The sequence below is a fragment of the Bacillus inaquosorum genome (assembly GCF_023238325.1).
Taxonomy (GTDB): domain Bacteria; phylum Bacillota; class Bacilli; order Bacillales; family Bacillaceae; genus Bacillus; species Bacillus inaquosorum.
Map to the genome: position 1 here is coordinate 4,066,556 of NZ_CP096592.1, position 23,980 is coordinate 4,090,535.

At 46.1% G+C, this 23,980-nt stretch carries 25 protein-coding genes; 4 read left to right on the top strand and 21 right to left on the bottom strand.

The genetic code is table 11. The features are described 5' to 3' along the window. Positions 1–8 precede the first annotated feature (8 nt). Positions 9–1,436 (top strand): amino acid permease, encoded by a 1,428-nt coding sequence (locus M1M80_RS20625; protein WP_003236315.1) that lies wholly within the window; start codon positions 9–11, stop codon positions 1,434–1,436. Between the two features lie 43 nt (positions 1,437–1,479). Here M1M80_RS20625 and M1M80_RS20630 read toward each other — a convergent pair whose 3' ends face one another. The 17 genes from M1M80_RS20630 to M1M80_RS20710 all read right to left on the bottom strand — a co-directional run bounded on the left by M1M80_RS20630 (position 1,480) and on the right by M1M80_RS20710 (position 18,133). Continuing rightward, positions 1,480–2,781 carry a pyrimidine-nucleoside phosphorylase gene (locus M1M80_RS20630; RefSeq protein WP_060399867.1) on the bottom strand — a complete coding sequence of 434 codons (1,302 nt, stop codon included), beginning with the start codon at positions 2,779–2,781 and terminating at the stop codon, positions 1,480–1,482. Positions 2,782–2,809: 28 nt separating this feature from the next. Next, entirely contained in the window at positions 2,810–3,991 is a 1,182-nt protein-coding gene (gene nupC, locus M1M80_RS20635; RefSeq protein WP_003236317.1) for a nucleoside permease NupC, read from the bottom strand. 93 nt (positions 3,992–4,084) lie between these two features. Then, positions 4,085–4,753 carry a deoxyribose-phosphate aldolase gene (deoC, locus tag M1M80_RS20640; RefSeq protein WP_060399868.1) on the bottom strand — a complete coding sequence of 223 codons (669 nt, stop codon included), beginning with the start codon at positions 4,751–4,753 and terminating at the stop codon, positions 4,085–4,087. A gap of 105 nt (positions 4,754–4,858) precedes the next feature. Beyond that, entirely contained in the window at positions 4,859–5,800 is a 942-nt protein-coding gene (deoR, locus tag M1M80_RS20645) for a DNA-binding transcriptional repressor DeoR (RefSeq protein WP_060399869.1), read from the bottom strand. 135 nt (positions 5,801–5,935) lie between these two features. Then, positions 5,936–6,763: a DUF1206 domain-containing protein gene (locus tag M1M80_RS20650; protein ID WP_060399870.1), complete on the bottom strand. Its 828-nt coding sequence runs from the start codon at positions 6,761–6,763 to the stop codon at positions 5,936–5,938. A 64-nt stretch (positions 6,764–6,827) separates the two neighbouring features. Beyond that, positions 6,828–7,946 (bottom strand): ethanolamine utilization protein EutH, encoded by a 1,119-nt coding sequence (gene eutH / locus M1M80_RS20655; protein ID WP_003236325.1) that lies wholly within the window; start codon positions 7,944–7,946, stop codon positions 6,828–6,830. Between the two features lie 69 nt (positions 7,947–8,015). After that, entirely contained in the window at positions 8,016–9,353 is a 1,338-nt protein-coding gene (locus M1M80_RS20660; RefSeq protein ID WP_060399871.1) for an MmgE/PrpD family protein, read from the bottom strand. Further along, the gene (gene sndB / locus M1M80_RS20665; protein ID WP_060399872.1) at positions 9,350–10,492 is read right to left on the bottom strand and encodes an N-acetyl-sulfur-metabolite deacetylase SndB; all 1,143 of its coding nucleotides are present in this window, start codon (positions 10,490–10,492) and stop codon (positions 9,350–9,352) included. Before sndB ends, M1M80_RS20660 begins: the two co-directional genes overlap by 4 nt. Before the next feature lie 16 nt (positions 10,493–10,508). Further along, positions 10,509–11,258, bottom strand: coding sequence for an amino acid ABC transporter ATP-binding protein (locus M1M80_RS20670; RefSeq protein ID WP_003236332.1), 750 nt, complete (start codon positions 11,256–11,258; stop codon positions 10,509–10,511). Between the two features lie 12 nt (positions 11,259–11,270). Next, positions 11,271–11,945 carry an amino acid ABC transporter permease gene (locus M1M80_RS20675; protein WP_003236334.1) on the bottom strand — a complete coding sequence of 225 codons (675 nt, stop codon included), beginning with the start codon at positions 11,943–11,945 and terminating at the stop codon, positions 11,271–11,273. Between the two features lie 22 nt (positions 11,946–11,967). Beyond that, complete coding sequence (locus M1M80_RS20680) at positions 11,968–12,762, bottom strand: amino acid ABC transporter substrate-binding protein (RefSeq protein WP_060399873.1); 795 nt, start codon at positions 12,760–12,762, stop codon at positions 11,968–11,970. A 24-nt stretch (positions 12,763–12,786) separates the two neighbouring features. After that, on the bottom strand, positions 12,787–13,284 hold the full coding sequence (locus M1M80_RS20685) for a GNAT family N-acetyltransferase (protein ID WP_003236337.1): 498 nt from the start codon (positions 13,282–13,284) through the stop codon (positions 12,787–12,789). A gap of 13 nt (positions 13,285–13,297) precedes the next feature. After that, a complete protein-coding gene (locus tag M1M80_RS20690) occupies positions 13,298–14,623 on the bottom strand; it encodes an LLM class flavin-dependent oxidoreductase (RefSeq protein ID WP_060399874.1) in 1,326 nt (441 codons plus the stop codon). A gap of 443 nt (positions 14,624–15,066) precedes the next feature. After that, entirely contained in the window at positions 15,067–16,053 is a 987-nt protein-coding gene (locus M1M80_RS20695) for a choloylglycine hydrolase family protein (RefSeq protein ID WP_060399875.1), read from the bottom strand. Between the two features lie 309 nt (positions 16,054–16,362). Next, the gene (yidA, locus tag M1M80_RS20700) at positions 16,363–17,175 is read right to left on the bottom strand and encodes a sugar-phosphatase (protein WP_060399876.1); all 813 of its coding nucleotides are present in this window, start codon (positions 17,173–17,175) and stop codon (positions 16,363–16,365) included. 39 nt (positions 17,176–17,214) lie between these two features. After that, positions 17,215–17,775 (bottom strand): hypothetical protein, encoded by a 561-nt coding sequence (locus M1M80_RS20705; protein WP_060399877.1) that lies wholly within the window; start codon positions 17,773–17,775, stop codon positions 17,215–17,217. After that, on the bottom strand, positions 17,765–18,133 hold the full coding sequence (locus M1M80_RS20710) for a DUF3255 family protein (protein WP_060400074.1): 369 nt from the start codon (positions 18,131–18,133) through the stop codon (positions 17,765–17,767). The genes M1M80_RS20705 and M1M80_RS20710 overlap by 11 nt, the downstream gene beginning before the upstream one ends. Before the next feature lie 158 nt (positions 18,134–18,291). Here M1M80_RS20710 and cotNE point away from each other — a divergent pair, with 158 nt between their 5' ends. Both cotNE and M1M80_RS20720 read left to right on the top strand, forming a co-directional pair. Beyond that, the gene (gene cotNE / locus M1M80_RS20715) at positions 18,292–18,657 is read left to right on the top strand and encodes an inner spore coat protein CotNE (protein WP_003236354.1); all 366 of its coding nucleotides are present in this window, start codon (positions 18,292–18,294) and stop codon (positions 18,655–18,657) included. A gap of 246 nt (positions 18,658–18,903) precedes the next feature. Continuing rightward, positions 18,904–19,257: a hypothetical protein gene (locus M1M80_RS20720; RefSeq protein ID WP_060399878.1), complete on the top strand. Its 354-nt coding sequence runs from the start codon at positions 18,904–18,906 to the stop codon at positions 19,255–19,257. A 43-nt stretch (positions 19,258–19,300) separates the two neighbouring features. On the opposite strand, the gene M1M80_RS20725 is transcribed toward M1M80_RS20720, so the two are convergent. Then, positions 19,301–19,699: a hypothetical protein gene (locus M1M80_RS20725; protein WP_060399879.1), complete on the bottom strand. Its 399-nt coding sequence runs from the start codon at positions 19,697–19,699 to the stop codon at positions 19,301–19,303. A gap of 176 nt (positions 19,700–19,875) precedes the next feature. Between M1M80_RS20725 and M1M80_RS20730 the strand changes: the two genes are divergently transcribed. After that, the gene (locus M1M80_RS20730; RefSeq protein WP_060399880.1) at positions 19,876–20,841 is read left to right on the top strand and encodes an iron-hydroxamate ABC transporter substrate-binding protein; all 966 of its coding nucleotides are present in this window, start codon (positions 19,876–19,878) and stop codon (positions 20,839–20,841) included. 40 nt (positions 20,842–20,881) lie between these two features. On the opposite strand, the gene M1M80_RS20735 is transcribed toward M1M80_RS20730, so the two are convergent. The 3 genes from M1M80_RS20735 to yxdL are packed head-to-tail and all read right to left on the bottom strand — an operon-like array spanning position 20,882 to position 23,859. Continuing rightward, entirely contained in the window at positions 20,882–21,229 is a 348-nt protein-coding gene (locus tag M1M80_RS20735) for a YxeA family protein (RefSeq protein ID WP_014478474.1), read from the bottom strand. A 13-nt stretch (positions 21,230–21,242) separates the two neighbouring features. After that, positions 21,243–23,111, bottom strand: a complete 1,869-nt coding sequence (gene yxdM, locus M1M80_RS20740) for an ABC transporter permease YxdM (protein ID WP_060399881.1) — start codon at positions 23,109–23,111, stop codon at positions 21,243–21,245. After that, complete coding sequence (yxdL, locus tag M1M80_RS20745; RefSeq protein WP_003236367.1) at positions 23,086–23,859, bottom strand: ABC transporter ATP-binding protein YxdL; 774 nt, start codon at positions 23,857–23,859, stop codon at positions 23,086–23,088. The genes yxdM and yxdL overlap by 26 nt, the downstream gene beginning before the upstream one ends. Between the last annotated feature and the right edge of the window lie 121 nt (positions 23,860–23,980).

Genomic DNA, 23,980 nt, shown 5'->3' on the forward strand with positions numbered 1-23,980 from the left:
GCGAGACGGTGAATCTTCAGGAGAACAGCGGTCAACAGCTAAAACGCACGATGAAAAGCAGGCACTTATTTATGATCTCATTGGGAGGCGTCATAGGGACAGGGCTTTTCCTCAGCACGGGTTATACGCTAAACCAAGCCGGACCCGGCGGTACGATACTCGCTTATTTAATCGGCGGGTTGATGATGTACCTCGTCATGCAATGTCTCGGTGAATTGTCGGTCGCCATGCCCGTGACCGGTTCCTTTCAAAAATACGCCACAACATTCATCGGGCCATCAACCGGTTTTATGGTCGGCATCATGTACTGGGTAAATTGGGTGGTGACGGTAGGTTCTGAGTTTACCGCATCCGGTATTCTCATGCAGCGCTGGTTTCCTGACAGCAGCGTATGGATGTGGAGTGCGATTTTTGCAGTTCTCCTTTTCGTATGCAACGCATTTTCAGTCAAGTTATTTGCGGAAACCGAATTTTGGTTTTCCAGCGTGAAGATTGTCACGATCATTTTATTTATCATTTTAGGAGGAGCCGCCATGTTTGGCCTGATCTCTTTAAACGGGACGGCTGATGCTCCTATGTTGTCAAATTTCACAGATCATGGAGGATTGTTTCCAAATGGCTTTCTCGCCGTATTTATCGCCATGATATCTGTGAGCTTTGCCTTTTCCGGAACAGAATTAATCGGAGTCACAGCAGGAGAATCAGCAAATCCTCAAAAGGATATTCCGCGATCCATCCGTAATGTCGCATGGAGGACAGTCATTTTTTTCATTGGCGCTGTGTTCGTCTTATCCGGGCTGATTTCGTGGAAGGAAGCAGGCGTGATTGAAAGTCCGTTTGTAGCCGTATTTGCAGAGATCGGAATCCCTTACGCCGCAGATATTATGAATTTCGTGATATTAACAGCCTTGCTGTCCGTCGCCAATTCAGGCCTATATGCTTCAACCCGCATGATGTGGTCGTTAGCAAATGAAAACATGATCAGCTCCCGTTTTAAGAAAGTCACATCTAAAGGCATTCCCTTAAATGCCTTAATGATCAGTATGGCCGTATCCTGTTTATCTCTCGTTTCCAGTATCGTGGCGCCTGGAACTGTATATGTGGTGATGGTAGCGATTGCTGGATTTGCAGGAGTCGTGGTCTGGATGAGCATTGCGCTGTCCCAACTCTTGTTTCGCAAGAGATTTCTTAAAAAAGGAGGAAATGTAAAAGATCTGACATTTCGCACGCCGCTTTATCCTCTTATGCCTATAGCCGCTCTTTTATTATGCTCAGCTTCTTGTATCGGTCTTGCTTTTGATCCCAATCAAAGAATCGCACTATTCTGCGGAATTCCTTGTATCATCCTTTGCTATCTCATCTTCTATTTCAAAAGAAAGTTTGAGAAAACAAAAAAAATCAGCCAAGAGGAATATCCGATCGATCATATCCTTTAATTAAAACAGCACACCCCAATCAGGATGGGATGTGCTGTTATTTTTATTCTGTAATTAACGTATGAATCAGCTTCGGCGCCTTCGCTTCCGCTGCGATGCGGATGTTGTCATAGACTTTCGCGATGACTTCATCGACGTTTTCGCGGTTGGCATAAAGCGTCACGAGCGGTTCGCCTTTTTCTACCTTGTCGCCGACCTTTTTGCGGAGCATGATGCCGACGGCTAAATCGATTTCGTCTTCTTTTGTGGCGCGTCCGGCCCCTAACAGCATCGCTGCGACGCCGATTTCGTCCGCGACAATCTCGGAGACGACACCCGCTTCTTTGGCAGGCACATCAATTTGATATGCAGCTTGCGGAAGCTTAGACGGATCATCAACAATCGAGCTGTCGCCGCCTTGGTTTTTGAGGAAGTCCTTGAATTTCTCAAGTGCCTTGCCGTTTTTCATGACTTCTTCCAGCTTCGCTCTCGCCTCGTCCAAAGTATTGGCTTTTTTCGCAAGCACAACCATTTGGCTTCCAAGCGTTAAGACAAGCTCATGAAGATCCTCAGGTCCCTCTCCTTTAAGCGTGTCGATCGCTTCTTTGACTTCAAGCGCATTTCCGATCGCAAAGCCGAGCGGCTGGGACATATCAGAAATAACAGCCATTGTTTGGCGGCCGACATTATTTCCGATGCGCACCATCGCTTTGGCGAGTTCAGCCGCGTCTTCTTCCGTTTTCATGAAGGCGCCCGCACCCGTTTTTACGTCAAGCACGATCGCATCCGCCCCGGCAGCGATTTTTTTGCTCATAATCGAGCTTGCGATCAGCGGGATGGAATTGACCGTTCCCGTTACATCACGAAGCGCGTACAGTTTTTTATCAGCCGGCGTCAAGTTGCCGCTTTGGCCGATGACAGCGACCTTGTCACGGTTCACGAGCTTAATAAATTCATCCTTCGTCAGTTCCACGTGAAAGCCGTCGATCGCCTCTAATTTATCAATCGTCCCGCCCGTATGTCCGAGGCCGCGGCCGGACATTTTGGCAACGGGCACGTCAAGAGCCGCAACAAGCGGGGCGAGAACGAGTGTTGTCGTGTCGCCGACGCCGCCGGTAGAGTGTTTGTCGACTTTAATTCCTTCAATGGCAGAAAGATCAATCGTTTCACCGGAATTCACCATAGCCATCGTCAAGTCTGCACGTTCACGGTCACTCATATCCTGGAAGAAAATCGCCATGGCAAGCGCGCTTGCCTGATAATCAGGAATGCTTCCATCTGTATAGCCGTTCACGAAAAATTGAATTTCTTCTGTGGTGAGTTCTTTACCGTTCTGTTTTTTGATGATGATATCTACCATTCTCATTATGTTCACCGATCCTTTTCGATTAAGTTCAGTAAATCAAGCCCACAATTGCCGCTGATAAAAAGCTGACAAGCGTAGCGCCGTATAATAATTTCAAGCCGAAGCGAGCAACAACATTTCCTTGCTTTTCATTCAGTCCTTTTACGGCACCGGAAATGATTCCGATTGAAGAGAAGTTCGCAAATGACACAAGGAACACGGATACGATCGCTGTCGTACGGCCGCTGAAGTCGAAGCCGTTTTGTGTTAGCGACGTCATGGCGACAAATTCATTGGATACCATTTTTGTTGCCATAATGCTTCCCGCATTAACAGCTTCATTCCATGGGATACCGACAAGAAAAGCGAATGGAGCAAACACATATCCAAGAAGGCCTTGGAAGGAAATACCGAATACTGCGTTAAAAATACCGTTAATCAAGGCAATAATCGCGACAAATCCGATCAGCATCGCAGCGACGACAACCGCTACTTTGAAGCCGTCAAGGATGTATTCTCCGAGCACTTCGAAGAAGGATTGTTTTTCTTCTTCTTCAACACGAAGCATATCCTCTTCTTTAGCAACATCGTAAGGATTAATAATAGAAGCGATAATGAAACCGCCAAATAAGTTCAAAACTAACGCCGTTACAACATATTCCGGTTTCAGCATCGTCATATACGCGCCGACGATTGACATTGATACGGTTGACATCGCAGAAGCACAAAGCGTGTACAAGCGCTGCTGATTTAAAAGACCGAGTTCTTTCTTCAAGGAGATAAATACTTCCGACTGCCCTAAAATAGCAGAAGCGACTGCATTATACGATTCCAGTCTTCCCATACCGTTTACCTTGCTGAGGGCAAGACCGATATATTTAATAATAAACGGGAGGACCTTCCATTTTTGCAGAATCCCGATCAGAGCGGAAATAAACACGATTGGCAAGAGAACATTCATAAAGAATGTCGTTTGGTCCGCATTCACCAAACCGCCAAATACAAAGTTGATTCCTTCTGCCGCGTATTCAAGCAAGTAATTGAATCCTTTTGCAAATCCTCCAACGAGGAAATTCCCTACCCCGGTATTGAGGAGAATGAAGCCGAGAATAAATTGCAAAATGAGCATAACAACAATTGGGCGGATCTTAATTCTTTTTTTCCCGCTGCTCGCGATCCACGCGAGGCCTAAAAACACGATTAAACCGATAATCCCAATCAAATACTTCATATGTGTTCTCCTTTATTTGTATTCGCTTACAATAACTGTTTCCCCAGAAAAGAAAGATAAGCAACGGAAAGCAATGTGCCTTCCGTCAGCTTCTTAGTAGTCTCCGCCTGATGCGTTTTCTCCTTTTACAATGGAAACGCCTGCGCTTGCGCCGATTCGGCTCGCTCCCGCCTCGACCATTGTGTCTACATCTTCTTTCGTTCTTACGCCGCCGGATGCTTTCACGCCGATATCAGAGCCTACTGTTTTGCGCATTAAAGCGATATCTTCCTTCGTTGCGCCGCCTGTAGAGAAGCCTGTTGATGTTTTCACGAAATCCGCTCCCGCAGAAACCGCTAAACGGCATGCACGTTCTTTTTCTTCATCAGTCAGAAGGCACGTTTCGATAATGACTTTGACAAGCGCTTTTCCGGCTGCAGCTTCAACTACACCGCGGATATCCGCTTCAACAACATCATCTTCTTTGTCTTTCAAAGCGGCAATGTTAATGACCATGTCCACTTCAGTGGCACCTTTTGAAATCGCGTCTTTTGTTTCGAACGCTTTTGTTTCCGTTGTGTTGGCACCGAGCGGGAAGCCGATGACCGTACAAACGTCAACTCCTGTTCCCTCAAGCTCTTTTGCAGCAAGCTGCACCCATGTGGGATTTACACATACAGAAGCAAACTTGTATGTTTTTGCTTCTTCGATTAATGTTAGAATTTCCGCTTTTTGTGTATGCGGTTTCAAAGCTGTATGATCAATTATGTTAGCTAATGACATCCTTCGCACACTTCCTTTTTTGTTAAGATATTTTTTAGCATAACCGACTTTTGAACATATGTAAATTGGTAATTGAAATTTTGTTCAGCAAACGGTTTGAACGTGTCACAAAACATTAACAAGCGCCCTTGCGGTATGCTGGTCAATGATTAAAACGTTGGCATATTTCCCCGTTAACGCACCGTGTATGGAGGTCACTTTTCTGCTCCCGCCGGCCACTAAAATGGAGCGTTCCTTCAGTCTGAGATCTTCAAGCTCGACGCCGATGGTCCGGTCATTGATGGCGGCGCTGCAAATGTTCCCTTTCGCATCAAAAAAGCGTGAACAGATATCCCCGACAGCCTGTTTTTTCAGCAGGGCTTTCTCTTCTTCATTAAAATAACCGAGCCGGAATAACAGCGCTTCGTCACGGACTGTGCCCACCGTGAAGAGAGCGATATTCGCCTGCTTACCCATCTCGATGATCCGCTCAATATGACGGTCTTTCTCCACCATTCGCTTCACATCCGCATTATCAAACACGACGGGAAGCGGGAGATAGCGCGGCATCGTTTGAAAAGCCTCCGCAAACAGCTGAATTGTTTCAGCGGAATACGTGTTTACCCGGGAATGGCTGATGCCGCCTTTCAGCTGGACGACCTCGACGCCTTTTACCTGCTTCGGCTGCATGTTTTGCGCGATTTGATACATGGTGGTTCCCCAGCTGACACCGACAATATCGCCGTCTTTCACCGTTTCATGCATATATTCTGCACCATAGCGGCTTAGGTCATGTGTAATTCCTGCATAATCGGGTGTCGGAGAAAACACAACATGCGCCTCGAGAAGCCCATATTTCTCTTCAAGCATGGAACCGAGCGCATCCAAATCTTCAAAAGGGTCCATGACGCGAATCTGGACAAATCCTTTTGCTTTTGCGTATTGCAGCAGCCGGGAAACGGTCGGCCTTGAAATGTTGAGCTGCTCAGCAATTTGCTGCTGACTGTAGTCAGACTGATAGTAAAGCCTTGCCGCTTCTATGCTTAATTGTTGTTTTTCCCGATCCATTCTGCACCTCCCTGTGGATCAGTTCATGATGAAACTGCTTTCGATTTGCTTTTATTATACAGGCTGGCGCCGGCTTTCATCCACCGATTTCTCAGAAACTGAAAAATGCTCTGCACGCGAATCTGCGCCCAGAGCTTACTTCTCCCATGTCATATGCTGATAAATCCCTTTCATAATAGCGTACAGTCCATATAGGATCAGTCCAAACGCCAAAAAAGATAGAATCATTTTGCCATGCGGCTGCTGCGCGAGTTCGGCGAGCGCGCCGTCAAAGCCCCTTGTGTCGTCAGGGTCAGCGGTCATGGCTGTCTTGATAAGAAAATAGCCGATAGCCGAGAAAATAATGGCACGGGCGATATTGCCTGCCCGCCCGGTGTTTTTCGCGATGCATATCATCTGTTTGTTCATTTTTGACGTATCAAATTCTTTCATAAAAGCAGCCCGCACACCTTTTATAAATTGAACAATCGCAAAGAGGATAAAACCTGCTCCCGTAAGCCCTGTGAGCCATTGGCCGAACGGCTGCGCCAATACATAAGCGGACCACGTCTGCTCTGAAGTGCTGCCGTCCCCTTGGCCAAATACAAAGCGCAAGGCTTTCCAAGCAATGGATGCGTAAACGGCGGCGCTGAAAAAATTCCCCGTTCTCCGCGACAGGCCGCGCCTGCTTGTCCCGTGTCCCTCCGTGTCCTTAAGCGCACTCAGCACCATCCAGATCACATAACCAATAAGACCGACACCTATGAAAAAAAGCAAGAATGACCCATACGGCATGCGTGATAACGTTTGGAGCGCTCCGCTCGAATCCTTTGCGCCGCCCGCCCCGGCTGCCGTCATACATGCTAAAATCCCGAGCAGGATAAAAACGCCGCCAAATGCAAAATAACCAAGCCTCCCGAATCGCTTGATCCAAGGCTTGGTTTCCTGTTTGATTTTTGACATGTACTGGTCTTTCACGGCCATGTGTCCAACCCTCTTTCACAGAATCCTTACTGTAATATTCCCGATTGGACAAAGTTGAAACAGCTTATGTCTCAGCATGTCCGGCTGAGACATGTTTTTGCTGATCAGCTGATTGTGCGGGCGTCATCCAGGCAGCCGCTGCCGCAGCTGTGATTCCGCCAGTTATTTTTCCAATGATCATAGCAGCCGCCATTTCTTTTTTCATTCCGGCCACAAAACCGAGATGGCTGCCAAGCACAAAGGCTGCGCTAACCGCAAACGCGACATTGATGACCTTTCCTCTCGGCGTCATATCTTTTAATGAAGCCAGCATTGGAATATGATGAGCCAATGAGGTCACCAAGCCTGCTGTTGCTGTCTCATCTAAATGAAAGCATCTCCCCAGTGCCTGAAGCGGCTTTTTAAAGGCTTTTGTGATAAAGGCCGTCATCGGAAAAGCTCCTGCCAAGGCAATGGCGATGGTGCCTGTTGTTTGTATCCCAGTTTCGATGTTCTCCATTCCTGGTATCAGCACAATGCCGGTTAGCGTTTCAACGGAGACAGCTGCAAGCCCGATAATCGCAATCACACTGACAGCCTTTCCGAAAAGATGAAATAAACGTATGATGCTGTCGGTGTACCGCCATAACCCAAAAGCGATCAAAGCAGACAAAAGACTCGGAATCAGGAGGTTTTTACCTATCATGACGATGTCAAAGCCTGCGCATAATCCGCCGATGAAGCAACCGATCGGCACTGTACACAGCCCGATTAATATTCCTTTTGCAAAGTACGGGTGGTCCTCTTTTTCGATGATGCCTAGAGCGACGGGAATCGTGAAGACGATTGCCGGCCCCATCATCGTTCCTAAAAACACCCATGAAAACAGCCCGGCCTGTGGATCTTTCGCCATTTCTCCAGCGAGCGCATATCCTCCCATATCAATCGCCAAGATGGTATTCGCAAAGGATGAAGGATCGGCGCCAATCGCTGTGTAAACCGGAGAGACGATGGGAATCAGGATGGCCGCCAGTACGGGTGCCAGCGACACAATTCCGATCATGGAGAGCGCCAGCGGACCCATGGCCTTGAAGCCGTCCGCAAACCGCTCGCCAAGCCCCCATCTGTTCCCTAAACAATAATCCGCCGCTCCCCATAGTAAAAAGGCAGCCAAAATGAATACAACCGCGTCATTTACCGTCATGGTTTCTCCTTTTTCAAACGTATGATTGGTTTTATCATATCATCTGAAAATGGTTAATAGAGCTGAATCTTATTCAATATGCGCCAAAAATTCTTTTATATCTGCTTGCTCAACTGCTGTTATGATGTCTCGCGCTTTTTCATACGGAACCGTTAATGTCAATTTTTCTTTTATGTCTTCTTCAGACAGCTCATTGCCGGGAGCTCCTTTTGGACAGTCCACACGCGCTTCGCATATGCGGCCGTCTGATAAATAGGCCCGGATAATTGTGAAACGGCCTTTTGGAACGGCATGAGGAGCCGGCTGAATGGCATTGTCATACACTCGCTGAATATGTTCTATTGTCGATTGAATGCCGCTTGGGATCGGCTGGCTGTTGAAATGCTCAGCGGTCAGCTCATGTCCATGCAAAGCAAGGGCAATGACATATTCAACGCTGAAACGGCCTTCCTCTCCAGTTTTCGGCGATCTTTCCGTTAATGCAGCATCTCCGCCTGGCGGAAAAATCACTTCAACCCGCTCGGTATTGGCGGCAGAAATGGCTTGCTCGGAGACAAGTTTGCGTATCGCATCTGCGGCGTGGTGTGCCGCGGAGCAAAATGGATAAATTTTAAACCATAGACCCGGCTTCACGATTCTCCATGGTGCGCCCCAACGGTTAAGCAAAGTGTTTTGGGCTTTTTCCAAATCGCCGTACAGACCGAAGAAACCAGCTTCTCCATCAAGTGCCGTGCGGGACCCGCCAAATTCTGATTGGGCCAGCTTAACGGCTAGTATGCCAGCCTGAGCTGCCAGCCCGGCGTGCAGCGGTTTCATTTCTGTTCCAAATTGCGCCCTCATCCCGGCAGATTGCGTAGCTGCAAAACCAATGGCTTTTTCCAGCTCTTCTTGAGTCAGTTCCTCTGCGTAACCTGCGGCGCAGGCAGCAGCGATCGCGCCAAGCGTTCCTGTATTATGCCAGCCCTTTTCATAGTGGCGGCTCCCAATTGATTCGCCCAGCCTTGCCATCACTTCAACACCGACAATATAAGCGCCAAGAAGCCGCTCGTCATGTCCGCGAGCGGCAGAAGCCATAAGAGCCGGCACGATCACTGCACTTGGATGCCCTCTTACTTCGGAGTGGACATCATCAAAATCCAATGCATGGGCGATAAATCCATTGAGCATCGCGGATTGTAATGGCGCGGCCTTTTTTCCTTGCCCGATAATAGGGACAAGGGGCGTTCCTCCTTCATCCTCAATCAGGCGGAGGAGCTTTTGAATTCCTTTATCTTCTCTTCCTGCGAATGAAGCGGCTGTAAAGTCGAGTAATCCTTTTTTTGCTTCACGCATCGCGTCAATTGAATGCTCAGGCTGTGACGTTCTCACAGCCTCTGCAAGACCTGCTGTCAGCCCTTGTCTGCTCATTTGATGCTCTCCAGTACAATAACAGCCAGCTCAGCAAAATATTGAGAGGCAACCGTCAGGGCTTCTTCATCCAATGTAAAGGCCGGATGATGCCACTCCTCTGTACCGTTCGTTCCCATCCAGACAAAAAATCCCGGGATCTTTTCTTGATACAGAGCGAAGTCTTCTCCGCCCGGAGACTGCTCAGCATGAACGGTTTGGTAGCCAAGCCGTGCCGCAGCTTCAGATGCCGCGTTCAAAAATGTGCCGTCATTCTGAACGGAAGGCAAATAAGGAAACCACTTGAATTCTGCTTGTGCCCCATAGCCCGCGGCAATTCCTTCAGCCACTCGTTTCATATGTTCCGGAACAGCCTGTCTCGCTTCTTTTTGAAAGGTTCGAACGGTGCCCTCCATTTCAGCCTGGTCTGGAATCACATTCCACGAAGTGCCCGCCTGAACTCTTGTAATACTAACGACCGCGTTTTGCAATGAGCTGATGTTGCGGCTGACCACAGATTGCAGGCCGCTGATGATTTGTCCGGCTGCAGCGATTGGATCAATACTGTTATTCGGGATGCCGGCGTGTCCGCCTTTCCCTTTGACGACGATCTCAAATCGGTCAACACTTGCCATGAGCGGACCTTCTTTTACACCTATGGTCCCGACAGGCAGATCCGGCTTATTGTGCATGCCGAAAATCGCGGAAACGCCATCAAGTACGCCGGCTTCTATTACCTTTCTTGCTCCTGCGGCTATTTCTTCCGCTGGCTGAAAGATAAAGCGGACAGTACCTTTCAGATCGGCTCTTCTTTGATTCAGCAAAATGGCCGTGCCGATAATGGAAGCAGTATGAAAATCGTGTCCGCACGCATGCATCGTGCCGTCAATCTTTGATGCAAACGGCAGATTCGTTTGTTCTTGGATCGGGAGCGCATCAATGTCCGCTCGTATTGCTATCACGGGGCCGTCTTCCTGTCCTTTGATTTCCGCGATCACGCCTGTTTCCAATTGAGGAACGTCAAGAATCTCGATATGCTCTTCCTCAAGCCAGCGGCGGATTTTTTTCGTCGTTTCAACCTCTTGAAATGACAGTTCAGGATGTTCATGAAGATCACGCCGCATATTGATTAAACGAGTATGAAACGTTTTGTCGGCCATTGTTCTTCTCCCCTTCTTATATAAGCTCTGCAGGCTCTCCCACCTGCTTGATAAATCTCTTCGTCCGCTCATTTTTCGGATGGTCAAACAGTTCTTCCGGCGTTCCCTGCTCGACAATATGGCCATCTGCCATAAATATCACTTTATCAGCGACCTCTTTTGCAAATGCCATTTCGTGTGTCACGATGATCATCGTTGTTTGTTTTTCCGCGATGGATTTAATAACCTGAAGCACCCCTGTGACGAGCTCAGGGTCAAGCGCAGAAGTTGGTTCATCCAGCAAAATCGCATGCGGATTGACCGCAAGTGCCCGCGCGATGCCGATTCGCTGCTGCTGGCCGCCGGACATTGTGATCGGATAGCTGTCAGCTTTATGCTCTAGACCGACTTGTTTCAGAATATCCATTCCAATGCGTTTTGCTTCATCACGTGATTTGTGTTGAGCCACGATTAAAGCTTCTGTAATGTTTTGCAGAGCGGTTTTATTTTTAAACAGATTGTAGTTTTGAAAGACCATGGCCGTTTGCTGGCGAAGCCGGTGTGCTTCCTTGCGTGTAAACTTTTCCGCGTTCAGCTTGGCTTCCCCTATTTCAATGAGGCCTTGATCCGGACGCTCTAGTAAATTCAAGCACCGGAGAAGCGTTGATTTTCCAGAACCGGACGGACCGATGATCGCAACTACTTCTCCGCGTTTCACCTCTAGATCGATTCCGTCGAGCACGACGAGATCTTTAAACGCTTTGCGAATATTTTTTACTGTTATCAACTGATTTCACCTCTAAGTCCGGTATGGCTTGCTCATGGCGCGTTCAAACAAGTCCTGCAAAATGCTGTAGATAATGGTAAGAACCCAATAGACAATCGCAACCGCCAAGTACGTCTCAAAATATTTGAGGTTTCCTGATGCGTACATCTTCCCTTGGGCGAACATCTCCATGACCCCTAATGTAAAGGCCAATGACGTTTCTTTGAGTAGTCCGATAAATGTATTGCCCGTTGCCGGAATCGCATTTCGGACAGCCTGCGGCAGAATAATCCGTCTGTATGCCTGAAGTTTTGTCATGCCGACAGACAGGCACGCCTCCAGCTGCCCGTCATCAACAGAATTGAGGGCGGCACGGAAGATTTCTGCTAAATAAGCTGCGTTTTTTAAGCTTAATCCGATGATGGCAGCTGTGAGAGCTGTCATTTTGCTCATCTCTGGAAATAACTGCGGCAGCCCGTAGTAGATTAAGAACAGCTGCACAAGTGTCGGCACGCCCCGGAAAAAAGAGATATACAGCTTTGACAGCTGATGAAGCACTGGGATTTTGTTCTTTGTGATGAGTGCAAGAATAAGTCCTCCGATAATGGCAAAAATCATAGCTGCTACAGCCATAAACAAGGTAATCGGAAGAGCCTGAATTAAAGTCGGGAACGCTGATATCATGAATTCCCAATCAATTGTGTTCATTCTGGTGATTCACCGCCGTTTCTTAATGCTTCTGTTCTACTGTGATATCTTCATTAAAATATTTTTCGGAGAGCTTTTTCAGTGTTCCGTCTTTACGCAATTCATCAAGCGCATTATTGACTTTTTTGCGGAGCTTGTCGTGCGCGTCGTCCTTGGCAAATGGGAATGCAACTTGTTCGTAAACAATCGGATCTCCTGCAAGCTTTAACGGCAAGCCGGTTTTCTTAATTTGCGCCATCAGCACAGTTCGGCTGTTGACATAAGCGTCTACACGGCCGTAAGCAACATCCTTCAGCGTGCCTTCTTGTGTTTCGTATGTTTTGATATTGATTTTTTTATCAGGATCTTTGCTTTCAAGGTTTTTTGCATGATTTGAACCGAGAACGGCAGCGACCGTCTTCCCTTTTAAATCGTCAACTGATTTGATGTCGTTATTGTCTTTTTTGACGACAATCTGTGTTCCCGCATAAGCGTATGGTTCAGTAAAGTTATACATTTCCTTGCGTTCATCTGTCACCGCTACCTGGTTGGAAATGGTGTCAAGCTTTCCTGTTTGAAGCTCCCCCATCAGCCCGCTGAATTCAAGCAGCTTCCAGTCCAGCTTCATGTCAATTTTCATAGCGACCGCTTCCATCACTTCCACATCAAAACCTGTCAGTTTTCCGTTTTCTTTATAAGCAAACGGGTAGCTCTGCCCGGTTGCACCGACATGAAGTACGTTGTCATCCTCTTTACTGCTGCTGTTACCATTGCCGCAAGCTGAGAGCACCGCTAATAATGCGGCAATTAACAGCACAGTCCACTTTTTCTTTTTCATTTTGATTTCCCCGCCTTTTCTCTTTTATAGATCATTTCGCAATTGTTTTTTCATATAGATTGTCATATGCCCTTTGCCAAGGTCTTGTTCACCCGCGCGGACATAGCCTTTTCGTTCGTACATCTCAATCAGCCACGGATGCTTATCCGCTGTTCCAAGTGAGACAAACGGAACCTTTAACGTATCACGAAGGATCGTTTCCTCAAGCCATTGAAGCAGCTTTGTTCCGATTCCTTTTTGACCGGTGTCAGGGTCAACAGCGAACCACCAGATATGCGGAACGCCATAAGGTCCCGGCTGCTGTCCCCACGGCATTCTTAAGGAGATGGTCGCGATGATCCGCCCGTCCTCTTCCATGACGTAGCAGGCGTTTTTCCTGATGTTAGTTAACACCAAATCCAAGTCCGCATGAGCGGCTGCAAAACGAATACCGAGCTTTCGAATCGGTTCATAAGCCCGCAATGTCAGCTCGAGAAGCTGTTCGGCATCACGTTCAACTGCAAGGCGATATTGTGCCTTCATCTAGCGTTCCTCCTTACTTTGCATAACGGTTTACCGGCTTTTCCAAACCGAAGTGCTCTCTTAATGTTGTGCCTTCATATTCTTTTCTGAACACGCCGCGCTCCTGTAAAATCGGAACCACTTTCTCAACAAACACTTCAATTCCTTCCGGAAGAAGCGGAGGCATGATGTTAAACCCGTCACACGCTTTCTTATCCACCCATTCCTGCATCTTGTCAGCGAGCTGCTCCGGCGTACCGACGAAGATATGATGGCCTCTGGAGCCTGCAACATATTTGTAAAGCTCGCGTATTGTCATATTGTCTCGTTCAGCCATTTCTTGAACAAGCTTGAACCGGCTCTTCACCGCATTGGAAGCATCCGCGTCAAGCTTCGGCAGCGGCCCGTCAAGCGGATACGAAGACAAATCAATTCCGCCTAAATAATTTTGGAGAATTTGCAGACCGACGGATGGAATAATCAGATCTTGAAGCTCCTCATACTTGGCTTGTGCTTCTTCTTCGGTATCAGCAATGATCGGGAAAATCCCCGGCATGATTGCAATTTTTTCCGGATCACGCCCGAATTCGGCTGCCTGCTCTTTGATCGATTGATAAAATTCTTGAGCCGATTCCAGATGGTTTTGCGCTGTGAAGATCACTTCTGCTGTTCTGGCAGCCAGCGCTTTTCCGTCTCCTGATGATCCCGCCTGGATAATCACCGGCTGTCCCTGCGGCGTTCTTGAAACGTTCAGAGGCCCGCGAACCGAGAAATATTCTCCTTTATGGTTAAGCTCGTGCATTTTTTCTTTCTCAAAGAATTCACCTGTTTCTTTATTGCGGATAAAGGCGTCCTCTTCCCATGAATCCCAAAGTCCCTTTACAACCTCGACAAATTCCTCTGCCCGCTGATAACGCAAATGGTGTTCAAGGTGCTTTTCACCGCTGAAATTAAGCGCTGTTGATTCAATAGATGAAGTGACGACGTTCCATCCGGCACGGCCGTTGGACAGATGATCCAGTGAAGCGAACTGTCTGGCAATGTGAAATGGCTCGCTGTATGTGGTAGAAGCTGTTGCTGTCAATCCGATTCTTGATGTGACCTGCGCCAAAGCAGAGAGCAAGGTAAATGGCTCAAACCTTGTTAACACATTCGGATGAGACTTGCTGTCTATTGAAAGGCTATCCGCTAAAAACAGCATATCCAGCTTGCCTCGCTCCGCTGTTTTCGCAAGATCTTTAAAATAATCCAAATTCATGCTCGCATCTGAAGGCGCGTCCGGGTGCCGCCAAGACGCCACATGATGTCCTGTCCCCGCAAGGAAAACCCCTAATTTGATTTGTTTCTTTTTGCTTGTCATGACGTTTCTCCTTTTATTAGGTTTTAGGCTGAAAAATCCGAAAAATAAACTACTATATTCCTAGTTGTTTAATATGAATAAATCAAAATGTACATTTGTCTTGTGAGTTTGTCAATGAATTGAGAAAAAATTTTTCTTTTCTAGCAGAAAAGAACCTCGCGGGATCATGATGGGGCGGCATTAGTGCAACCTGTATATTCGAAAAAATAAATTGAGTCTGATGATGCTGAGACTCAGTTTTGATCCAAAGTTTTTTATATAAATGCAGCTTGCACCTTATCTGTGCTCCAACCTTACGCATTTTTGATTTCGCCATCTGTTTTGGCGCTGTTTTTGCTCTTTGCAAATAAACGCACGTGATCGGCGTTGTCATTCAGAAACTGTGACATTGTACAAAAAAAATAAGCTGACCCCGAATCATACCGGAATCAGCTGATTGAATCTTAATTAAGCTCTAAAATAGTTTCTTCTGCTTTAGCGGAAAACACTTTAGGCTCCAAACGGTCAAGGTCTTCATGAAATAAACTTACTTTTTGGATTTGCCGATTGTCGTAGTGGTGAAAGTAGTAGTTTCCCGTGTCGCTGCACATCACAGAAGTATATTGCGTATAATCAATTTCGTCTTCTTCCGTTATTACAGCACCCTTTGGTATCGCCATGTTTGCCAAAAGCTGAAAAGCTGCTGATACTCCTTTCGTTTCATCTGCCGCCGTCTCTAGATGTTCTTTCAGAAAAACAGCTCTGACAAACCGTGAAGGCGGTGTATAATCTCCCGGCAGACCCACAGTACCCGAGCCTTGGCCAAAAGCGGACAGCGTTAATCCGCCCATCTCCTTGCTCTCGAATTGTTTCGGCCTTATTCCTATATATTGGCGAAGATTGCTCACATGCCATAAAAAGTCGGGGCTGTTCGTCATGACACCTGGTTGATTGTCATAGATTTTGATGCCGTCTGCTCTCGGTTCTATCGTCAGGCTGCGTCCCGTCCGGTCTGACAAAATCCAGTGCAGCGGTAAAACTGTATCCAGTAGATCTAATTTCTTCTCCACAATCGTTAAAAAGTGGATCTTTTCTTTTACGTCTTCCAAAGACTTGCAGGCTGACAGCGCCCATGTTACAAACTCATGCGGGGCAATATGAACGCCGTCTCCCCGTATCGTTTTTTCGTACTCCGCATATCCCATAAAATAAAGCGTCGCACAAGATAAACCGCTTTCATTAACACCGTCGGCAAATAATATATTTCCAAGTTTTCTCCCCATACCGATAAACGCGTACTGTGTTTGATGCACCTTTCCGTCAGCTTCACTCTTCCAGTTGTAACGGCGCGGATAGAGAATGACCTCCGTCCCCAGCTGAAATGCGAAATCCATTGTCCTCGCTAATAAATGATTCCGGTCAGCAGTTTCCAATGTAAGACTTGTGCACATCTGATTCAGTCCCCTTTCAATTCAGGATAAAATCATACATTTTGTGAACAACTTGTTTTATCAGCATAACGAAAGTCAAATAGATTCGTCAAAAGATTAACATTACCTTCCAAAAGAAAGGTAAGGAAATTCGTTCATGAGAAAAAATGTACTATGCTGATGTTTATGGTGATTGCTTCCTTTTTATTTCTACAGGCCTCTGCAGCAGGAAAAGAAATCTTAGTGTCCATTCCGCAAAAAAACAGACCGTACTTGGCACAATAAAGCCGAGATAACAAAAAATCCAGCCTTCTAAGAGGCTGGATTTCATTATTTCGCCAAAACAAGCTCGTGAATGGCATGCGCAACACCATGTTCATTGTTGGAACGTGTTTGAAAGTTTGCGGCTTCCAATACTTCTGGGATGGCGTTTGCCATGGCAACGCCGCAGCCCGCCCATTCAATCATTGTCAGGTCGTTCCCGTTGTCGCCTATGCACATAACTTCCTCCTGTTCAATTCCAAGCAGCTGCGCCAGCTGACGTACGGCATTTCCTTTACTGGCTTCAGGATGAAGAATTTCATAAAAGAAAGGTGCGCTTCTGACCATCGTATATTTTTCTCTCACGTCTTTTGGAATTGATGTAATGACGTGGCTTAAGTTCTCCGGTTTATCAATAAACATCACTTTTGGGATGAGGATATCTTTTGGCACCTCGTCAATCTTGCGGTAATGAAGCGGCACTTGTGTCACATAGGATTCGTATACGGTAAATTCACTGATATCCCGGTTAGGCGTATACAGGTTAGATGAGTCAAAGAAATGCATCGGCGTCTTCAGCTCTAAGCTCAGGTCATATAATGAAGCCAAATCATCATATCCGAGAGACAGCTCCGTGACCACTTCATTTGTATGCGTATTTTGAACAAGCGCTCCGTTATACGCGATGACATAGTCACCTTCTTCAATTAAATTTAATTCATCTAAATATCTCCGCACGCCCCCGATAGGCCGGCCGGTGCAAAGCATAATTTTGACGCCTTCCGCTTTTGCCGCGTGAAGCGCGTTGCGGACCTCCTCTGTTACTTCATGATGATCATTTAAAAGTGTTCCGTCCATATCAATTGCAATTAGTTTGTACATCCTGCATCTCCTTAGTGTCGTTTTCAGGCTATAGTCCCATCATATCGTTTTTTCTTTTTGATATTCAACCTGAAGAGATGATTTTCTCCGGATTCTGTTTAGACGCCGGCCTTGTCTTCGGATACGCGTGCGCGGTTTCCGCATTCTTTCCGTCTCCATGCCGCCGTTTTCTGCTTTTTCCTGTTTCATCAGCAGGAAGCCGGCAGCTAAAAATGGAATGCCGGTGATATTCAAGATGGCAAGCTTTACTCCCGCTGCCATCAAAAAGAATACCCATGAAGATGCGGGGTTTCGTCTGATCATGACGTAAGCGGCCATTTCCAGAACAATCAAGATGGCATGAAGCACAACAGAATAAATAAGCAATAGAAGCGCAATAAACAATACATAATTCACGATTGCCCCTGAGTAGATCATAGCGCGCAGCATTTGTATAAACGATAAGGACTGCATCGATCCGCTGATGACATTAGGGTTATAGATCGTATAGTCACTAAATAAGTGTTTGATCTTGAGAAAAGCCCATAATATAAATAGCCACTGAATGATATGTAGAATAAGTCCTGTTACCACCAGTCTTTCTGCTTTTTTATTTCTCATCTTTCTCCTCCTTGCCTGTCTTTGATTCGATTCTTGTCATCGTTTTTGTCTGGCCATTTTGCTCCCAGATCAACGTCCCGTTTTCTCCTCTTTTCAGCGTGCTTTTGAGCGGATAATAGGAGCCGAGATACTGAATCTCAATGGACCCGTCAGTGCTTTGGGAAATCACCTTATACGCCATAAATGGCAGATGCACCTCTCCTCTTCCTTCAATGACTTCCGTCTCCACTACCTCGTCTTTGGTAAATGTGACTGTTGCTGATTTCACGCCGTCCATGGGCCCGGGAGTCATTCCCTCATCCCACGTTCCGTAATAAAACGGCGTCTCCTCTTTTTGCTGTTGGCAGCCCGATACCATGATGAATACAGCAGTTAAAAGCAAAATGTTATATTTGTTTCTCAAGGAGATCACATCCTTTCCTCCTCTTTTTGGGCGAATGCCGTGGCACTGTGCCAATGACTACATAAGTTATAAGGAATTCACCCACATTTACATTTTTTAAGGAGACTGATCACATGAACCCTTATCAATATTACAGCCCTCAGCTGCCTCAGCAGGAACCTTACTATAGCCACTATGAGTACAATTCTTATCCGCAGCAGGATGTATACGATCCATACCAAATGGACAGACAGCCGGCATTGGAAAGAAGAATCGCAGCACTTGAACGGCAAAATGAACAGCAGTCGAGAGAATTAACCCGTCTGACAAACGAAGACCGCCGTCAAAATCGGGAAATTGCACGGATTGCCGAACAGGTCAATCAGCTAAGCCAGGCTGTTGAACGCCATACACGCCGCTTAAACCGGCTCAATCAGCGCCTCCGTACAGTAGAAAACAGGCTGAATATCCCATTTACTGCAGGCGAAGGCGGTTTTTGAAGCAGGCACAGAAAAAAGCGGAATACGATTCTCCTGATTTCAGGGTTTCGTTTTCCGCACTTCTTATGGTATTAAAGCGCACCATTTACATAAAAAGGGTTTTTACCAGTATACAATGTTTACCGTTTTCATTCAAAGATAGAGAGGCTAAGGAAAATAATTGTAGTTAATCATTTGCAGAATTTCTTTTCAATCAGGTTGCATGATAATACCGACTCACGTCAATCGATACTGGAGGGATCATTCATGCATAATACACAACACGGCTTGCAGCAGCTAAACCAATGCCGCCAGACTGCTCAGCAGCTCATTCAGCAAACACAGCAAAGCAGCCAGCAATATCGCCAAATGCTTCATCAGGAGCAGCAAAACATCCAAATGCTGCAGCAGATTCTAAACCACGAACAACAAGCTGCACATACCATTCAGCAAGCGCTGCACGGACATGACATGGCGATTCAAAAATGCCAGCAGGTTGTCAACATGTGCAACCAAATGCAGCAGGAACTCACTGGGCAATCCAACGTGATGAATACGAATGTGTCTACACTTCCATTCGGCCAAAACACGCCTTTCCAGCAGCAATCCTATCAGCAGTAACATATAAAAAGCTCAACACAATGCTAGTGTTGAGCTTTTTTTCTTACTGTTCTTTTCGAATATGTATATCTTGAATAGACTGTTTCGGCGCATGAAATCTGCTCTCCGCTTCACTTCTTGCCTCGGCAAAGGCCCGTGCCTCTACATGATCCTTGTAGACCTCCAACTGAATCAGATACAGCGGGCGCACTTTAAAACCATGAATAATCGTCACAGCCCACAGCGGGAGCACAATAAAAATCCCGGGCAGATCGGGCAGCACAAAACCAAACGCAAATACGAAAAAATAAATGATTCCGTACATGATCCACTTTCTATTTCTAACCTTGATGCCAATAAATAAAAAGGCAAAAAAACTGGTAATGGCAAAAGGCATGAAAATAAACAGCATCCACCAGCTATGCAGCCATTCCCAAGCAGCACCTCTTTTAGTAATTCCCATATTTTTCTCCTCCTATTTACCTATAATAATCGATTAAGCAAATCGCGTCACCTGTAAACGAAAAAACTTTCCCTCTTTAAAATAGTGATAGACGGGGCACAGGTTTCTTGCTATATTATTAATTGATAATGATAATCATTACTAATGAACCAAAAATACATATTGGGGGGTTCTTGATGAAAAAGAACACATTGCTCGTGGGCATGCTGGTGCTGCTTCTCATGTTTGTCAGTGCTTGCAGCGGCACGGCTTCGAAAGGAAGCTCAAGTGATTCAGCTTCCGAAAAGACAGAAATGAGAACATACAAATCAACAAAAGGGAACGTCAACATTCCTGCACATCCGAAACGCATCGTAACTGATTTTTATGCTGGAGAATTGCTGTCTGTCGGGGCGAATGTGGTCGGCTCGGGCTCATGGTCATTTGATAATCCGTTTTTAAAATCAAAGCTGAAAGATGTGAAGGATGTCGGTGATCCGATCAGCGTTGAAAAAGTGATGGAGCTTCAGCCTGACTTAATTGTTGTCATGAATGAAGAGAATGTCGATAAATTAAAGAAAATCGCTCCAACTGTTGTCGTTCCTTATAACACAGCGAAAAACGTAGAAGACACAGTCAGCATGTTCGGGGATATCGCCGGAGCGAAAGATGAAGCTAAATCATTTATGGCTGACTTTAACAAAAAAGCAGAAGCAGCCAAAAAGAAAATTGCCGGTGTCATCGACAAAGATGCGACCTTCGGCATTTATGAAAACACGGACAAAGGCGAATTCTGGGTGTTCAATGACAATGGCGGACGCGGCGGCCAAGCTGTATACAACGCGCTTGGGTTAAAAGCGCCTGAAAAAATTGAGCAAGATGTCATCAAAAAAGGAGAGATGAAACAGCTCTCTCAAGAGGTCATTCCTGAGTATGCCGCAGATTATATGTTCATTACGGACTACAATCCGAAAGGCGAAAGCAAAACACTCGACAAGTTGAAGGAATCCTCTATTTGGAAAAACCTAGACGCTGTCAAACATAACCGTGTGTTTATCAACGACTTTGACACGTTCTACCCGTACGATCCGATTTCTGTCAGCAAACAGGTGGATATCATCACCGACATGCTGATCAAACGGGCCGAAGAAAATAAAAAATAAAAAAACGGCACAGTCATGACGCTGTGCCGTTTTTTATGATTCACTTTAATTTTGACTGTACGGAGTCCGGCATATCTTCAAACCTGACTTCTTCCCAAGTCTCGACATACTTTCCTTTCGCCTTCACCTTCAAATACGCGTTTTTCCGAAGCTCTTTGCCGGCGAAAAAGGTCACTTCTTCTTTTTTTCCGGATGCATTGTATCCGTCTAATGTATACTCAGTACCGCCTGGGCTAAGATGTTTGCCATCTCGATCAATCTGCACATAGACATCTTGCTGGTGAATAAACGGATTAAATCTGTCTGTAACATCGTTATGAAAAAAGAGAAGCCCGCATATTACAGCAGCAGCCGCCAAGACGGCCAGGATTGCCATTGCTTTTTTCACCTTTGCACTCCCCTTACTTGTTCATTTTTTTCAAATAGCTTGACCGCACCGCGAGGAAGAATAGAAGCTGAAAAATGAAAAACCCTCCGATGGTGAGACTAAGCGGTCCCGCTACATCGGAATAGCCTTCCACAGCCAATGTCCTCAAGGCAAACAGCGTATGCATGACCGCAATGACAAATGGAAAGAAGAAAAGAATTGCCAATTGTATTGTCACGCTTTGTGCCATTTCACGCTCACTCAGGCCGATTTTGGCCAGTGAACGGTAGCGCTCCCGGTCTTCATCTAAATCAGTGAACAGCCTGAAATATAAGAAACTTGCTGCCGCGACAAAGAATACAATTGCGATAAACAGGCCGATAAATAAACTCAGGCTCGGCAACTGCACCGTATCATAGTAAGTCCCGGCTTTTGCCATAAAATCAGAATGAACGTCGATATAGTTGCCGTAAATCTCATTTTTCAAGGATTGGCTGATCCCAAGACTGTCTTTCCAATGATCGTAGCTGTAGCCGTATAATGACGCTTTATCACCGAGTGATTTAAGCTGATCAAAGGTTTGATCGTTCACCGCGATGATGGCATTCAATGAAATCAGCGGTTTTTTAACTTCTTTTACTGACAGTTTTTGTCCGGACAGCTTGCCTTTTTGGTTCAGCAGCTTCAGCTGATCCGGCGCTTTGTTTTTGAAATTGCGGTCATACGTGCCCGGGAAGTAGACAGCCTCATCATTTTTCAGGCCGCTCAGCTTAACATGGAAGTATTTTGATACATCCGATTTGCTGATCATGTAAACAGGGGGAACAGTTTCTCCTTCCTGATAGCGGACATAGGAAACATCTATTTTGTCTTTCTTATACGTAAAGCCGTGTGTTTTCAGTTCATGGTCAATATCTTTCAAATGAGTCTGTTCTTTTGGATTGTTGCTAAAAGATATATACTCCATCTCATAAGCGGACTCTTCTGCTCCGACGGTCGATTTGTACATTGCGAGCACGCCTGTCGCAGTAAACGCAACCGCTGAAATAATGCTGACAATAAAGAACAGGCGGGCGTTGTCTTTTAAACGATAGACAAGATCAGAAACCCAAATGACATTTTTCCCGCGCAAATAAAAGGTTTTCCACTTTTTCAGCGCGCGCAGAATCCATATGCTGCTTTGGCTGAAAAAGAAATATGTTCCGATGACGGTGAGCAGTAAAATGATAAACGGTTCGGCCCCGTGGACATTGCCTTTAAGGACCATGCCGTACCCGCCGCACAGACAGGCGATGCCGAATAAGGACAGAAGTACGGACGGCTTAGGCTCCGGCTTAATCTTGTCAGTGCCCTTTATTAATTTGATAACCGTATTTGATCTGACAAAAAGGATCGTAAACTGCGATAAAAGGAAAAATAAGAGCAGAAATCCGCCGGCCGTAATACCGAGCGCTTTCCAAGGCATATACAAAGGCAGCGCGTCCATTTCTAAAATATAAGCGCCGACCGTAAAGAACGTCTTTGAAAAAATGAATCCTCCGATTATGCCGGCTGCAATTGACATGACGCCGATGATCATATTTTCCGCAGTAATGAGCTTTCTCAGCTGCCCCGGCGTGATGCCCTGCATGAGCAGGATGCCGAATTCTTTATTTCTTGATTTCAAAAATGCGTTAACCGAATACAGAACAAATAAGAAAGAAAAAACAAAGATCATCCATTCCGCGGCGGTTAAGCCTTTTTTGGCGATATTATTCAGGTAGCCTTCCTTTAATGCCGGATGAAACAGGAACATCGCAAAGGTAAAGAAAATCAAAACGGAAAAGGCGCTGCTTAAAAAGAATGCAAGATAGGCCCTTTTGTTTCTCGTGACGTTTTTATAAGCGAACTGAAGAAAGGTCATTTGCGTTTCCCCCCAGCATAGACAGCACATCGAGAATTTGTTCATAAAATACTTGGCGGTTTTCCCCGCGGTAAATCTCATTAAACAGTTCGCCGTCTTTTATAAAGATGACGCGGCGGCAGTAGCTTGCCGCAACAGGATCGTGGGTCACCATCAAAGCCGTGACATGATCATCCTGATTCAGGCTCTGCATCGTTTCCATGACGTCTTTTGATGCTTTGGAATCAAGGTTGCCCGTCGGTTCATCGGCCAGGATGAGTGACGGCTTATGAATGACCGCTCTTGCGATGGCGGCACGCTGGCGCTGTCCTCCGGATACTTCAAACGTCCGTTTGTTGAGCAGATTTTCGATACCGAGCTTTGTCGCGATGCCTTGCAGTTTTTCTTTCATTACAGACGGTGCTTCTTTTTCAAGCGTTAACGGCAGCATGATATTTTCACCGATTGTCAGCGTGTCCAGAAGGTTGAAATCCTGAAACACAAATCCGAGCTGCTTGCGGCGGAAATGAGCGAGCTTTGTCCGCTTCAGACGATGCGGGTTTTCTCCGTGAATCAGGATATCGCCTGAATCCGGACGGTCGATCGTTGAAATGATATTCAAAAGCGTTGTTTTTCCGGACCCGGACGGCCCCATCACCGCCGTGAACTCGCCTTCTTCAATTGAAAATGAAATTTGCTTTAAGGCTTGATAGGACACTTGTCCTTTATAGGTTTTATTTATATGTTTGACTTCAAGCATATTCGCCATGAGAATCCTCCTTATGGTTTTATTCTTGTTGATCTGGGCTGCTTTCATGTAGTGCCGGGACGTTCAACATAAAAATCCCCTTGACATAAATCCATGTTATCAAGGGGAAACAAAGCGAGCT